Origin of the sequence: Bacillus sp. PS95 (genome assembly GCF_037963565.1) — a bacterium.
GTDB lineage: Bacteria > Bacillota > Bacilli > Bacillales > Bacillaceae > Bacillus > Bacillus subtilis.
The window spans coordinates 1,967,993-1,981,565 of sequence record NZ_CP150160.1; the positions used below are offsets into that span (position 1 = coordinate 1,967,993).

Sequence of the window (13,573 nt, forward strand, 5' to 3'; positions counted from 1 at the left end):
CGCACCTCAAAACGTCGATTTTAAGAAGATTATAGCATGATTTTCCTTACAGTACAAACATAGGTTCGAAAAAACAATTGACAGAAACGTTTGTTCGTATATACTGAAATTATAAAAAATGCGAACAAACATTCCTGTTGGAGGTTATGATCATGAGTAAAGAATCTATTATTTTTGTCGGTCTGTTCACAGTGATTTTGAGCGCGGTTATCCTTATGCTGTCATATACAAGCAGCGGCCAAGAGCTTAATCAGTATGTTAAAATAGAAGTCCAGCAAGGCGACACACTCTGGTCAATTGCTGATCAGGTAGCAGATACAAAAAAGATAAACAAAAATGATTTTATTGAATGGATAGCTGATAAAAATCAACTTCAAACCTCTGATATCCAGCCGGGTGATGAGTTAGTGATCCCATTGAAAAAGAAGCATCAGGATGCATATGAATTAGCAACTGTAAGATAGAGAGGAAAGAGAGATAAAATGAAAGCACTCATTTATGCCCGTGTAAGCACAAATAAAGAACAGCAGGAAACGTCATTAAAGCGGCAGGAGGAGGAGCTTACGGCCATTGCAGCGGAGAACGGCATGGAAGTGGTCAAAGTGATTTCAGAAAAAGCCAGCGGATATGAAATGGATCGGGATGGTGTATTTGAGCTGCTTGATGAGATTAAGAACGCTGGAATTGATGTCATTTTGGTTCAGGATGAGACAAGGCTCGGACGGGGAAACGCAAAAATTGCACTGCTTCATTGTATTTATAGAGAAGGTGTGAAAGTCTATACAACGGCTCATAGAGGTGAACTGGAGTTATCGGAGGCTGACTCAATGGTCTTGGAAATCGTCAGCATTGTGGAAGAGTATCAGCGAAAGATTCACAACATGAAAATCAGACGGGGAATGAAACGTGCAGTAAAAAACGGTTTTAAACCGCAAAAAAACTTAAAAAACCAACATGGGAACAGTGGAAAAGAAAAAATAGAGGTGCCAATCTCTGAGATCGTCCGCCTAAGAGCGAATAAACTGACGTTTGCTGAAATCGCGGCTACCCTAAGAGGGTTTGGCTATGATGTCTCTAAAGCAACCGTTCACCGGCGTTTTCAGGAATACATAGAGAATGAAGAGACAGCAGAGTGAATCAGTTGTAAAACTTTTTTTGATCTAGTACTATATAGACAAAATGCAATAAAGGAGTTTAACATGATTTCAAACGCGAAAATTGCCAGAATTAATGAACTTGCTGCCAAAGCTAAAGCTGGCGTTATTACAGAAGAAGAAAAAGCCGAACAGCAAAAGCTCCGTCAAGAGTACTTGAAAGGTTTTCGTTCTTCTATGAAGAACACGTTAAAAAGTGTGAAAATCATTGACCCAGAAGGCAATGATGTTACACCAGAAAAGCTAAAAAGAGAACAAAGAAATAACAAACTTCACTAATATAAGAGGAATACGGCAATATCGTATTCCTCTTTTGCATATACTATAATCAAAACTCTTATGTGACAAAATTCAACAAGTTTCTCTCAAATTTAAGCTGAAACAGTTGAGAAAAAGTCGTCAGACATTTATGATGTAAGGGTACAACACATAAGGAAGGGGATTTTTATGGATACAATTGAAAAGAAATCAGTTGCTACCATTCGCACACTGTCAATAGACGCTATTGAAAAAGCAAATTCTGGTCACCCAGGGATGCCGATGGGAGCCGCTCCAATGGCATACACGCTGTGGACAAAATTTATGAACGTAAGTCCGGCAAACCCTGGCTGGTTTAACCGTGACCGTTTTGTTTTATCTGCTGGACACGGGTCAGCACTATTATACAGCATGCTTCATTTAAGCGGGTTTGATCTTAGTATTGAAGATCTTAAGGGATTCCGCCAGTGGGGCAGCAAAACACCAGGACATCCGGAATTCGGACATACTGCCGGTGTTGATGCTACAACAGGTCCGCTTGGCCAAGGAATTGCCATGGCAGTCGGTATGGCAATTGCTGAACGCCATTTAGCGGAAACATACAACCGCGATTCATTTAACGTAGTCGATCATTATACATACAGTATTTGCGGTGATGGTGATTTAATGGAAGGTATTTCTTCTGAAGCCGCTTCACTCGCAGGCCATCTTCAGCTTGGCCGTCTGATCGTACTATACGATTCTAATGACATCTCTCTTGATGGAGACCTCGACCGTTCATTCTCTGAAAACGTGAAACAGCGTTTTGAAGCAATGAATTGGGAAGTTCTTTATGTTGAGGATGGAAACAATATTGAAGAATTAACAGCGGCTATCGAAAAAGCACGCCAAAATGAAAAGAAACCTACATTAATTGAAGTGAAAACTACAATCGGATTCGGTTCACCTAACCGTGCCGGTACATCCGGTGTTCACGGTGCGCCGCTTGGTAAAGAGGAAAGCAAATTAACAAAAGAAGCTTACGCGTGGACATATGAAGAAGACTTCTACGTTCCGTCAGAAGTTTATGAGCATTTCGCTGCAGCTGTTAAAGAATCAGGTGAGAAAAAAGAACAAGAATGGAATGCTCAATTCGCTAAATATAAAGAAGTTTATCCTGAACTTGCTGAACAGCTTGAACTGGCAATCAAAGGAGAGCTTCCGAAGGACTGGGATCAAGAGGTTCCTGTGTATGAAAAAGGAAGCAGCCTGGCATCCCGTGCATCTTCCGGTGAAGTTCTCAACGGACTTGCGAAAAAAATTCCTTTCTTTGTCGGAGGTTCTGCTGACCTAGCGGGATCGAACAAAACGACTATTAAAAATGCCGGTGATTTTACAGCGGTTGATTACACAGGCAAAAACTTCTGGTTTGGTGTACGTGAATTTGCGATGGGTGCAGCCTTAAACGGTATGGCGCTTCATGGCGGTCTTCGTGTATTCGGCGGAACTTTCTTTGTCTTCTCTGATTACCTGCGTCCTGCGATTCGCCTTGCAGCGTTAATGGGCCTTCCTGTGACATATGTCTTCACACATGACAGTATTGCGGTTGGTGAAGACGGTCCGACGCACGAGCCTGTTGAACAGCTTGCTTCACTCCGTGCGATGCCTAACCTTTCTTTGATCCGTCCAGCAGACGGCAATGAGACAGCAGCAGCATGGAAGCTTGCAGTGCAAAGCACTGACCACCCAACAGCGCTAGTGCTTACACGTCAAAACCTTCCTACCATCGATCAAACAGCTGAAGAAGCATTGGCAGGAGTAGAAAAAGGTGCATATGTCGTTTCTAAATCTAAAAACGAAACACCTGACGCTCTTCTCATCGCTTCCGGATCAGAGGTAGGTCTTGCAATTGAAGCGCAGGCTGAATTGGCAAAAGAAAATATCGATGTTTCTGTTGTCAGCATGCCTTCAATGGACCGTTTTGAGAAACAATCTGATGAATACAAAAACAAAGTCCTTCCTGCAGATGTGAAAAAACGTCTTGCAATTGAAATGGGCTCATCATTTGGATGGGGCAATTACACGGGGCTTGAAGGTGACGTTCTCGGCATAGACCGATTCGGTGCATCTGCTCCTGGTGAAACCATCATTAACGAATACGGCTTCTCAGTTCCGAACGTAGTGAATCGAGTTAAGGCATTAATCAATAAGTAAGCTTTTGAAAGAGGATGAGTCAAATCATCCTCTTTTTCTTGTTTATCCGACAAAAATAGTATTGGCTGTTTAACAGTAATAGACAATTCTTTCTTTTCTTCTTTTGTATAATAGAGAGCAAATGAAATGCTGCTGGAAAAGGGGATGAAAAGATGGAACGTCACTACTATACGTACCTGATCAAAGAGGAATTTGCCAATCACTATTTCGGCCGGGAATCGGTTATGTTTGAGCTGTTTCAAGACTATCATTGGACAAGCCTTGAAAAGCAGCAGTATGAAATGACAGAGAAACAGATTCAATATATTACACAACCAATCCCTATTTTACATATGCATCAGCGGTTAAAAATGAATTTAAACAAGACGGATTACAGGCAGCTGGATTATATTTATAGAATAGCTTTGCCGAAAGCAAAAGGCCACGCGACGTTTATGATGAAGGAGCACATGATAGAAATTGTGGCTTCGGGAGATTACGAGGCAGAAACGATATTCTTTGAAGTGTTAAGAAAAGTAAGCCCTTGCTTCTTAGCAATGGATTTCAATTCGAAGCGTTACGGATGGCTAAATCCGGTGAAAGAAAGAAATTTTGTCTAAAACCGAAGAAAAAGAGATGTAAATGTTGTATAATAGCTTTTGGTTTAGTACACTTTAAACTAGACAACATGAAGGAGGAAATAAAATGACTTTATGGGTTGGCATCCTAGTGGGCGTTGTTGCATTGCTCATAGGTGTTGCACTCGGGTTTTTTATTGCTCGTAAATATATGATGAGCTACCTGAAAAAGAATCCGCCTATTAATGAACAAATGTTACGCATGATGATGATGCAAATGGGAATGAAACCTTCTCAAAAGAAAATCAATCAAATGATGAAAGCCATGAATAATCAAACGAAATAATACGTAAAGATTATGATATAGAGAAACATGGTTATAAAATAAAAAACCCTTATACGGGTTTTTTATTTTGCAATCATTCATCACCCGCTACTGCTCGAAGGCGCTGCTTTTGATATTGTATGAGAAGATGGTCAAGCTCCTGACTGAGCTCTATCGTAATATGAGATGTCATTCCGTTCGCCATGACAATTTGCAGCAGCTCTGCTCTTTTTTTTTCAATTTCTTTTAATAGATGCTCTCTAATCACAGGGATGTATCCTTTCATACATTAGATCTTCAAAGTGAATGTTTATATTATATCCATATTTATACTAATTTTCAAATGAGAAGGAGTATAATGTCTCAATGTCAAATTAAATTATATAAGTTTTTTCTGAAAATAGAAATCCTTCAAGTGAAAGTGTTAAAAAAATGAAATGATTTTGTCATAACTTGAAGGAATGTCAAATCATGAAGGGATGATGACATGGGAGACGTGAATTATTTTTTGACATTCGGAGCGGGGTTTTTATCCTTTATTTCGCCTTGCTGCCTGCCGCTTTACCCAGCTTTTTTGTCATATATTACAGGGGTCAGCATGGACGATGTAAAAACTGAAAAGCTGCTGCTGCAGAAAAGAAGCCTGTTTCATACTTTGTGTTTTTTGCTTGGCTTTTCAGTCATTTTTATTGCTTTAGGCTATGGAACATCTTTTATTGGCAGCCTGTTTAGGGATTATCACGATGCGATTCGGCAAATTGGCGCGTTGCTTATTATTTTGTTCGGTTTCATTACACTCGGTGTGTTCCGGCCTGAGGCTATGATGAAAGAGCGGAGAATCCATTTTAAGCATAAACCAAGCGGGTTTTTAGGGTCGGTCTTAATCGGAATGGCATTTGCAGCTGGATGGACACCATGTACCGGTCCGATATTAGCTGCTGTTATCACACTTGCAGGCACCAATCCGGGCTCAGCGGTGCCATACATGATGTTATATGTACTCGGTTTTGCGGTACCGTTTCTTTTATTGTCTTTTTTTATCACAAAGCTGAAGTGGATAAGGAAGAACCAGCTTTTCATTATGAAAGCTGGCGGCGTTTTGATGATTGTGATTGGTGTGCTGTTATTCTTTAATTGGATGAGCCTGATCATTATTTTGCTGTCAGATCTTTTTGGAGGCTTTACTGGTTTTTGACGGTAAATTACTTTCGTACTACTACTAATCCTTTTGTTTTTGGTACAATAAGACTATTATCTGTGGAAATCGATTGTTGGAGGGGAATATGACAAGAGTTTTAGTTGTAGACGACGCCAAGTTCATGAGAGTGAAAATCAGAGAGATCTTGGAAGAGGCAAATTACATAATCGCAGGCGAAGCGGCGGACGGTGAACAAGCAGCGGACCTGTATAAAAAACTGCGCCCGGACCTTGTGACAATGGATATTACAATGCCGGTGAAAAACGGCATAAAAGCGCTTCGTGATATCTTAACCTTTGATCCTAAAGCGAAGGTCATCATGTGCACCGCCATGCGCCAGCAAAGAATTGTAACGGAAGCAATTGAGCTGGGGGCAAAGGATTTTATTGTTAAGCCGTTTGAGGAAACAAAAGTGCTGGAAGCTGTAAGCCGCGTTATGGGACATTAAAGTCATTTCTTTTCAAAATGGTTTTTTTTATTGTTTTGGAGTATAGTATATAGTATCAACACTCCGAGAAACAAAGGAATGATAAGTATGATGATTATAGTTTCATCGATTATTGCTGTGTTAATGGCTGTAGCTGTGATGGTGGTCAGAATAAAGTCCTCTGACAAGCCTGTTTCACCAAAAAAAATCATTCTTCCGCCGATTTTTATGAGTACGGGAGCGTTAATGTTTTTATTTCCGGTATTTTGGGTAACTGGTGCAGAGTTTTTGGAAGCATTCACTTTAGGTGTGATTTTCTCTATTTTTCTAATCAAAACTTCTAAGTTCGAAATTAAAAATAATGAAATTTACATGAAACGCTCTAAAGCATTTGTTTTTATATTAGTCGGTCTTTTGGTGATCAGAATCGTGATGAAATCGATCTTGAGCACATCAATTGATTATGGTGCACTGAGCGGAATGTTTTGGATTCTGGCTTTCGGTATGATTGTGCCTTGGAGAATCGCCATGTATTTATCATATCGAAAACTTCATAACGAGCTGCAGTCATCTAATATTCAAATGAATTAAAAAACCTTTCCTCTTGTCAGGAAAGGTTTTTTATTTGAGAAGGGTCTGATAAGGTTCCAAATCGATTTTTTTGTCCCGCAGATGCCTTTTTAAGAAGGTATGGTCTCTTTTAGGAGTTGCGAGAATATAGCCTTTGATCATAAGTTGCTGATCAATCTTTGCTACCTTTTCTTTTAATGCAAGCTCACCGATTTTGCCTGCGATTTTAGCTTTTGCTGCATCTCTGAACAGCTCTGGCACGGGCGCAGTCAATTCATCTAGAAACTGTTTGTTTTCATCGTTCCATAAATGTCTGCTGTTTTCAATATAGTAATCCTGCCAATCAAGCTCTGATCTGCCGTCCTCTTTTGGTAAACGCTTTAAAAACTTTCGAAACATGAAAAAACCGCCGATTGATAATAAGACTACCATCATGATCACCCAAAACAGAATAAACCATAAAAACCATCCTTCCAGCATCAATCATTCCCCCTTATTCTAACCATATTGTATACGAAGAGAGATTAGAAGAACACAGTAAAAAAAGAATAGAAAAAAGTGATAGACGTCTAGTCAAAAGAGATAGTAGATCATATTCTATTGTATAGTGAATCTGCTATTTGGCCATGGGAGAGTCACTAGAGGGTATTTGACGATAAATGGACGGAAAAAAAGTCACTTTCATAATAGGGGATGAAAGTGACTTTTTATGTTTAGCTGAGAGGAAATTGAAGAGAAAAAGAAGAGCCATCTTCTGTTTCTTTATTAACGGCGACTGTGAGTATTTGATTTTCGCATTCGGCTTGAATGTTTTTGTCATTAAAATAAAAAGGAAGCATCATTTGTTTTTCAAAAGTCTGTCCTGACGATTTGACAGTTAAGATGAACTCGCATCCAGAAAGGGTAACTGTTACTTGTGTAGGCTGTAAAAAAGTCAGATCCGCTTCTATAATATACTGCTGACTTGTTTCATATAAATCAATAGGCAATGTTTCGTCGTACCAGGCGAAGGGGTCTTCAAAAAATTGCCGAAGCCATTCATCCATACTATCGAAATCATTCGCATCGTTGCGTTTTGAATGGTTCATGGAAGCATTCCTCCACATATCAACCTTGCTTTACATCATATGCGGTGGATTATAAATGGGTGAACGCATAAAAAAACAGACACTAAGGTCTGCTTTTCTTACATATCATGGCTTGAGTTGTGCTTTTGTCTTGTATGGTTTCGGTTCTTTACTTTTTTGCTTCCGCTTAGAGGCTCAGGTTGGCCGGGATTGTGTCCTTTAGGGGCGTTTTTATGCATATCTTTACTTGTATTCTTATTGGTCATAAAATGAGAACCTCCTTAAAAGAGTTCGGTGTTATTGATTGGTTTTTCTTTTTTTGTTATTTTGGCGTTCTGCTTCAGTCAGTACAAGCTGGTCGTTTTCAATATAGCCGGCGCCTTTGCCTTGGCTTTTTGCGTCATTCATTCCGTTAATGACGTGATTCGCTTTTCTTTTGACCATCGTTATCACCTCAATCATAATATGGCTCCTTTTATTGTGTTATATGAGAGAGCGTAAACAGTAAAAATTACCGGTACATTTTTCTCATAAGTCGAACTTATTGTATTTAATAAAAACATTGATATTTACTTATGTATGATTTTGTTTTAATATGAAATTGTGAGAAAATTGTGATGGAATGTAATGTTCATCTGAGAATGATCTGATCTGAAGGGGGATTTTGGAGAATGGCAAACGAGCAAAAAACTGCAGCAAAAGACGTTTTCCAAGCGAGAAAAACGTTTACTACAAATGGGAAAACATATCATTACTACTCTTTAAAAGCGTTAGAAGATTCAGGTATAGGAAAGGTTTCGAAGCTTCCTTATTCCATCAAAGTTCTTTTAGAATCAGTATTGCGTCAAGTTGACGGCTTCGTTATCAAAAAAGAACACGTGGAAAATTTGGCAAAATGGGGAACTGCCGAATTAAAGGATATCGACGTTCCGTTCAAACCGTCTCGTGTTATTTTACAAGACTTCACAGGGGTTCCGGCAGTAGTAGATCTGGCTTCACTGCGTAAAGCAATGGCAGCTGTCGGCGGAGATCCTGATAAAATCAACCCTGAAATTCCTGTTGATCTCGTTATCGACCACTCTGTACAGGTAGATAAAGCAGGTACAGAAGATGCATTAGCAGTAAATATGGACTTGGAATTCGAAAGAAATGCAGAGCGCTACAAATTTTTAAGCTGGGCAAAGAAAGCGTTTAACAATTATCAGGCAGTACCGCCTGCAACAGGTATTGTGCACCAGGTCAACCTAGAGTTCTTGGCAAGTGTTGTCCATGCCATTGAAGAAGACGGCGAGCTTGTAACGTATCCTGATACGCTTGTCGGAACAGACTCACACACAACAATGATTAACGGTATCGGTGTTCTCGGCTGGGGTGTCGGTGGAATTGAAGCTGAAGCGGGAATGCTTGGACAGCCTTCTTACTTCCCAGTTCCAGAGGTAATCGGCGCGAAACTTGTCGGCAAGCTTCCAAACGGAACAACAGCTACTGACTTGGCGTTAAAAGTAACACAAGTGCTGCGTGAAAAAGGCGTTGTCGGTAAATTTGTTGAATTCTTCGGACCGGGAATTGCTGAACTGCCGCTTGCAGATCGCGCAACAATTGCGAATATGGCTCCGGAATACGGTGCTACATGCGGATTCTTCCCAGTAGATGAAGAAGCGCTTAACTACCTGCGCCTGACTGGCCGTGATCCTGAACATATTGATGTTGTTGAAGCATACTGCAGAAGCAATGGCTTGTTCTACACTCCAGATGCGGAAGACCCTCAATTTACTGATGTGGTTGAAATTGACCTGTCTCAAATTGAAGCAAACTTATCGGGTCCAAAGCGTCCTCAGGATTTGATCCCGCTATCTGCTATGCAGGAAACGTTTAAAAAGCAATTAGTCAGCCCTGCAGGTAACCAAGGATTCGGTTTAAATGCTGAGGAAGAAAATAAGGAAATTAAGTTTAAACTCCTTAACGGCGAAGAAACAGTTATGAAAACGGGTGCGATCGCCATTGCTGCGATTACAAGCTGTACAAATACATCAAACCCATACGTGCTGATCGGCGCCGGACTGGTAGCGAAAAAAGCGGTTGAGTTAGGGCTTAAGGTGCCTAATTACGTGAAAACGTCACTTGCACCGGGTTCTAAAGTTGTTACAGGATATCTTGTGAATTCAGGCCTTCTTCCATACATGAAAGAGCTTGGCTTTAACCTCGTTGGCTACGGTTGTACAACATGTATCGGGAACTCAGGTCCGCTTTCACCGGAAATCGAAGAAGCGGTTGCGAAAAATGATCTTCTGATTACGTCTGTCCTTTCCGGAAACCGTAACTTTGAAGGACGTATTCACCCGCTTGTTAAAGGCAACTATCTTGCTTCACCACCGCTTGTTGTCGCATATGCGCTGGCTGGAACGGTGAACATTAACCTAAAAACCGACCCGATCGGTGTGGGCAAGGATGGTCAAAACGTATACTTTAACGATATTTGGCCGTCAACAGACGAAATCAATTCACTTGTTAAGCAAACTGTTACGCCTGAGCTCTTCCGTAAAGAGTATGAAACGGTATTTGATGACAACGAGCGCTGGAACGAGATTGAAACAACAGATGAAGCGTTATATAAATGGGATAACGATTCAACTTACATCCAAAACCCGCCATTCTTTGAAGAGATGTCTGTTGAGCCAGGCAAGGTTGAGCCATTAAAAGGTTTGCGTGTTGTCGGTAAATTCGGTGATTCAGTCACAACTGACCATATTTCTCCTGCGGGGGCAATCGGAAAAGATACGCCTGCCGGAAAGTACTTGCAAGAAAAAGGTGTTTCTCCTCGTGACTTTAACTCCTACGGTTCCCGCCGCGGAAACCATGAAGTCATGATGAGAGGAACATTTGCAAACATTCGCATCAAAAACCAAATTGCACCGGGTACAGAAGGCGGATTTACAACGTACTGGCCGACTGGTGAAGTAACATCCATCTATGATGCGTGCATGAAATACAAAGAAGATAAAACTGGTCTTGTTGTATTAGCAGGAAAAGACTATGGTATGGGATCTTCACGTGACTGGGCTGCAAAAGGAACAAACCTTCTCGGCATCAGAACGGTCATTGCAGAGAGCTTCGAAAGAATTCACAGAAGCAACCTTGTATTCATGGGTGTGCTGCCGCTTCAGTTTAAACAAGGTGAAAATGCGGATACACTCGGCTTAACGGGTAAAGAAGTCATTGAGGTAGATGTTGATGAAACAGTTCGTCCTCGTGACCTTGTAACTGTAAGAGCAATCAATGAAGACGGCAATGTAACAACTTTTGAAGCAGTCGTCCGCTTTGATAGTGAAGTTGAAATTGATTACTACCGCCATGGCGGCATCCTTCAAATGGTGCTTCGTGAAAAAATGAAGCAGTCCTGATGAATCAATAGGAAGAGAAGGCATTTCGCTTTCTCTTCTTTTTATGACACAATGTGCTGCGGAGGTGGCATATGCTGAAAAAATGGCTCGCAGGGATCCTGCTTATCATGCTTGCCGGTTATACGGGATGGAATTTATATCAAACATACAGCAAAAAAGAAGTCGGAATTCAAGAGGGGAAACAAGCACCTGATTTTTCTTTGAAAACGCTGTCAGGAGAGAAAAGCTCTTTACAGGATGCAAAAGGCAAAAAAGTGCTGCTCAATTTTTGGGCAACTTGGTGTAAACCGTGCCGTCAGGAAATGCCTGCGATGGAAAAGCTGCAAAAAGAGTACGCCGACAAACTTGCGGTTGTTGCGGTAAATTTCACTTCAGCTGAGAAAAGTGAGAAACAGGTCCGAGCGTTTGCTGATACGTATGATTTAACATTCCCCATTCTGATTGATAAAAAAGGGATCAATGCTGACTATAACGTGATGTCATATCCAACGACATATATCTTAGATGAAAAAGGTGTTATCCAAGACATACACGTTGGCACCATGACAAAAAAAGAAATGGAACGAAAACTGGATCTTGATTAGATTCAGTTTTTTTTATGCTCAGATATGCTTACAAGTTTTCAGAATTGGAAAAAATAAAAGAATATGCGGAGGTGAGAAGCGTGAAGAAGATGAGAAAACGTTCTTTTCATGAGCTCGTCATGGAAAACAAAAAAGAGCTGATGACCAATACAGAGTATTTAAATCAGCTTGAGGAAAAGCTTGAACAGCGATTTAAGCAAAAATAACCTTTAATTTGTATTCATGTTTACCCCTCCTTTTGAGAAACCTATCTGTTGAGGAGGGATAAACATGGGAAACAACAAGAAAAACGGTCAGCCTCAATATGCTCCAAGCCACTTGGGTACAAAGCCTGTAAAATATAAAGCCAATAAAGGGGAAAAAATGCATGATACTTCAGGACAGCGGCCGATTATCATGCAGACAAAAGGCGAGTAGCGAAAATTCGAGTTTATTTCTAGGAGGTACATCCGAATGACAAAGAACCAAAATCAATATCAGCAGCCTAATCCTGATGATCGCTCTGACAATGTGGAAAAATTGCAGGATATGGTTCAAAATACAATTGAAAATATAGAAGAAGCAGAAGCATCAATGGAGTTTGCTTCAGGAGAAGATAAACAGCGTATCAAAGAAAAAAATGCAAGACGCGAACAGAGCATTGAAGCGTTTCGTAATGAAATACAGGACGAATCTGCAGCGAGACAAAACGGATACCGTTCTTAAAAAACCAGGGAAACCTGGTTTTTTTCTTTCTGATTTGATTATGGTAAAATGGGGCTAAATTGACGTTAAGGGAGCAGAGTAATCTTGCATGTATCAAAAAAAGAAATAGAAGTGCGTTATGCAGAAACAGATCAAATGGGGATTGTCTATCACGCAAATTATCTTGTGTGGATGGAGGTCGGCAGAACGGCCTTAATTAAGGACTTAGGCTTTTTATATAGTGATATGGAAAAAAGAGGCGTTCTGTCCCCAGTCGTTGATATCAATATTTCCTATAAAAAGCCGCTTCATTACGGAGAAACCGCGGTTGTACATACATGGATAGAGGAATATAACGGATTTAAAACCGTCTATGGTTACCACATCTATAATCCGGCCGGTGAGCTTTCCATCAAAGCCACCTCATCTCATATTTGTGTGGATAAAGAAAGCTTTAAGCCAATTCAATTCCGCAAAGCTTTTCCTGATTGGCACACATCATATGAAAAGGCCAAAAAATAGGGAAGTGAACGGGATATGGCGTTTGGTGTGAAACGGGAGGAACTTAACCGGTGGAAACAAGCAGTGAAAAGAGGAGAAATCGCATTTTTAACACATTACTGGCTGGATGACCGATTTCCAGAAGCAAGGACCGTGACAAAAGCCGGATGTGCAGACATTGATAAGCTGGTTCAGTGGGGAGCGGCGTACGGGTTAAAAAAAGAATGGCTCCATAAGAAAAGTGAATTTCCCCACTTTGATCTGCTGGGGGAAACACAAAAATATATTTTGGAACAAGAAAACCTAACCGATCATCTTATACGATTTCATTTGTAAAAAAAGAACGCACATGATGTGCGTTCTTTTTTATTGGTATTCAAAAACCGGTTCATCAGCGTCTTCTGAATAGCTGACGAGAAGGTCGTGGTTATCAAAGTACCATAAATCACTTTCTTCAATAAAGAAGGTAATGCCGTCAGCTTCTACAGTGACTCCAGCCTCTTGTGGGGCATCTTTCGCTATACCGAGAGAAAAACCCTTTTGAACGTTGCTGCAGCCTCCATAGCGGACGAAAAAGCGAACCTGGTCTCCGCTTTCCAAATCGAGTTCTTCTTTATACCAGTTCAATGCGTCTTCGTTAATTGTCATATTCAT

The 13,573-nt window shown here is 40.6% G+C and carries 22 protein-coding genes; 16 read left to right on the top strand and 6 right to left on the bottom strand.

The features are described from left to right. Positions 1–146 precede the first annotated feature (146 nt). From yneA to NSQ12_RS10015, 6 genes are all read left to right on the top strand, one after another. On the top strand, positions 147–464 hold the full coding sequence (gene yneA / locus NSQ12_RS09990) for a cell division suppressor protein YneA (protein WP_339176585.1): 318 nt from the start codon (positions 147–149) through the stop codon (positions 462–464). An 18-nt stretch (positions 465–482) separates the two neighbouring features. Beyond that, positions 483–1,136, top strand: coding sequence for a recombinase family protein (locus NSQ12_RS09995; protein ID WP_015714011.1), 654 nt, complete (start codon positions 483–485; stop codon positions 1,134–1,136). A gap of 63 nt (positions 1,137–1,199) precedes the next feature. Continuing rightward, positions 1,200–1,433 carry a DUF896 domain-containing protein gene (locus NSQ12_RS10000; RefSeq protein ID WP_003231595.1) on the top strand — a complete coding sequence of 78 codons (234 nt, stop codon included), beginning with the start codon at positions 1,200–1,202 and terminating at the stop codon, positions 1,431–1,433. A gap of 168 nt (positions 1,434–1,601) precedes the next feature. Further along, positions 1,602–3,605, top strand: coding sequence for a transketolase (gene tkt / locus NSQ12_RS10005; RefSeq protein ID WP_339176586.1), 2,004 nt, complete (start codon positions 1,602–1,604; stop codon positions 3,603–3,605). Positions 3,606–3,757: 152 nt separating this feature from the next. Continuing rightward, positions 3,758–4,204, top strand: a complete 447-nt coding sequence (gene sirA, locus NSQ12_RS10010) for a sporulation inhibitor of replication protein SirA (protein WP_003231591.1) — start codon at positions 3,758–3,760, stop codon at positions 4,202–4,204. An 85-nt stretch (positions 4,205–4,289) separates the two neighbouring features. After that, the gene (locus tag NSQ12_RS10015; RefSeq protein ID WP_003221221.1) at positions 4,290–4,508 is read left to right on the top strand and encodes a YneF family protein; all 219 of its coding nucleotides are present in this window, start codon (positions 4,290–4,292) and stop codon (positions 4,506–4,508) included. A gap of 73 nt (positions 4,509–4,581) precedes the next feature. Here NSQ12_RS10015 and ynzD read toward each other — a convergent pair whose 3' ends face one another. Continuing rightward, positions 4,582–4,755, bottom strand: a complete 174-nt coding sequence (gene ynzD, locus NSQ12_RS10020) for an aspartyl-phosphate phosphatase YnzD (RefSeq protein ID WP_010886518.1) — start codon at positions 4,753–4,755, stop codon at positions 4,582–4,584. A 219-nt stretch (positions 4,756–4,974) separates the two neighbouring features. Between ynzD and ccdA the strand changes: the two genes are divergently transcribed. From ccdA to NSQ12_RS10035, 3 genes are all read left to right on the top strand, one after another. Beyond that, the gene (gene ccdA, locus NSQ12_RS10025) at positions 4,975–5,682 is read left to right on the top strand and encodes a cytochrome c-type biogenesis protein CcdA (protein ID WP_003231585.1); all 708 of its coding nucleotides are present in this window, start codon (positions 4,975–4,977) and stop codon (positions 5,680–5,682) included. A gap of 88 nt (positions 5,683–5,770) precedes the next feature. Continuing rightward, the gene (locus tag NSQ12_RS10030) at positions 5,771–6,133 is read left to right on the top strand and encodes a response regulator (protein ID WP_003245707.1); all 363 of its coding nucleotides are present in this window, start codon (positions 5,771–5,773) and stop codon (positions 6,131–6,133) included. A 78-nt stretch (positions 6,134–6,211) separates the two neighbouring features. Next, entirely contained in the window at positions 6,212–6,703 is a 492-nt protein-coding gene (locus NSQ12_RS10035) for a CcdC family protein (RefSeq protein WP_010886519.1), read from the top strand. Between the two features lie 30 nt (positions 6,704–6,733). Here the strand turns inward: NSQ12_RS10035 and yneK are convergent, their stop codons facing one another. From yneK to sspO, 4 genes are all read right to left on the bottom strand, one after another. Then, positions 6,734–7,162, bottom strand: a complete 429-nt coding sequence (gene yneK / locus NSQ12_RS10040) for a DynA interaction protein YneK (RefSeq protein WP_003231580.1) — start codon at positions 7,160–7,162, stop codon at positions 6,734–6,736. 233 nt (positions 7,163–7,395) lie between these two features. Beyond that, positions 7,396–7,788 carry an outer spore coat protein CotM gene (gene cotM, locus NSQ12_RS10045; RefSeq protein WP_072592538.1) on the bottom strand — a complete coding sequence of 131 codons (393 nt, stop codon included), beginning with the start codon at positions 7,786–7,788 and terminating at the stop codon, positions 7,396–7,398. Between the two features lie 80 nt (positions 7,789–7,868). After that, positions 7,869–8,015: a small acid-soluble spore protein P gene (locus NSQ12_RS10050; protein ID WP_003221237.1), complete on the bottom strand. Its 147-nt coding sequence runs from the start codon at positions 8,013–8,015 to the stop codon at positions 7,869–7,871. A 31-nt stretch (positions 8,016–8,046) separates the two neighbouring features. After that, the gene (sspO, locus tag NSQ12_RS10055) at positions 8,047–8,193 is read right to left on the bottom strand and encodes an acid-soluble spore protein SspO (protein WP_003244839.1); all 147 of its coding nucleotides are present in this window, start codon (positions 8,191–8,193) and stop codon (positions 8,047–8,049) included. 227 nt (positions 8,194–8,420) lie between these two features. Between sspO and acnA the strand changes: the two genes are divergently transcribed. From acnA to NSQ12_RS10090, 7 genes are all read left to right on the top strand, one after another. After that, a complete protein-coding gene (gene acnA, locus NSQ12_RS10060; RefSeq protein ID WP_033884051.1) occupies positions 8,421–11,150 on the top strand; it encodes an aconitate hydratase AcnA in 2,730 nt (909 codons plus the stop codon). A 71-nt stretch (positions 11,151–11,221) separates the two neighbouring features. After that, positions 11,222–11,734, top strand: coding sequence for a redoxin domain-containing protein (locus NSQ12_RS10065; protein WP_029726674.1), 513 nt, complete (start codon positions 11,222–11,224; stop codon positions 11,732–11,734). A gap of 80 nt (positions 11,735–11,814) precedes the next feature. After that, on the top strand, positions 11,815–11,940 hold the full coding sequence (locus tag NSQ12_RS10070; protein WP_003244964.1) for an FbpB family small basic protein: 126 nt from the start codon (positions 11,815–11,817) through the stop codon (positions 11,938–11,940). Between the two features lie 64 nt (positions 11,941–12,004). After that, a complete protein-coding gene (sspN, locus tag NSQ12_RS10075; RefSeq protein WP_003231569.1) occupies positions 12,005–12,151 on the top strand; it encodes an acid-soluble spore protein SspN in 147 nt (48 codons plus the stop codon). A 36-nt stretch (positions 12,152–12,187) separates the two neighbouring features. Continuing rightward, positions 12,188–12,439 carry a small acid-soluble spore protein Tlp gene (tlp, locus tag NSQ12_RS10080; RefSeq protein ID WP_003231568.1) on the top strand — a complete coding sequence of 84 codons (252 nt, stop codon included), beginning with the start codon at positions 12,188–12,190 and terminating at the stop codon, positions 12,437–12,439. Positions 12,440–12,523: 84 nt separating this feature from the next. Beyond that, a complete protein-coding gene (locus tag NSQ12_RS10085; protein ID WP_069703550.1) occupies positions 12,524–12,940 on the top strand; it encodes a YbgC/FadM family acyl-CoA thioesterase in 417 nt (138 codons plus the stop codon). A gap of 15 nt (positions 12,941–12,955) precedes the next feature. After that, positions 12,956–13,255 carry a hypothetical protein gene (locus NSQ12_RS10090; protein ID WP_015383773.1) on the top strand — a complete coding sequence of 100 codons (300 nt, stop codon included), beginning with the start codon at positions 12,956–12,958 and terminating at the stop codon, positions 13,253–13,255. Positions 13,256–13,285: 30 nt separating this feature from the next. Here NSQ12_RS10090 and NSQ12_RS10095 read toward each other — a convergent pair whose 3' ends face one another. Beyond that, a complete protein-coding gene (locus NSQ12_RS10095; RefSeq protein ID WP_339176592.1) occupies positions 13,286–13,573 on the bottom strand; it encodes a HesB/YadR/YfhF family protein in 288 nt (95 codons plus the stop codon).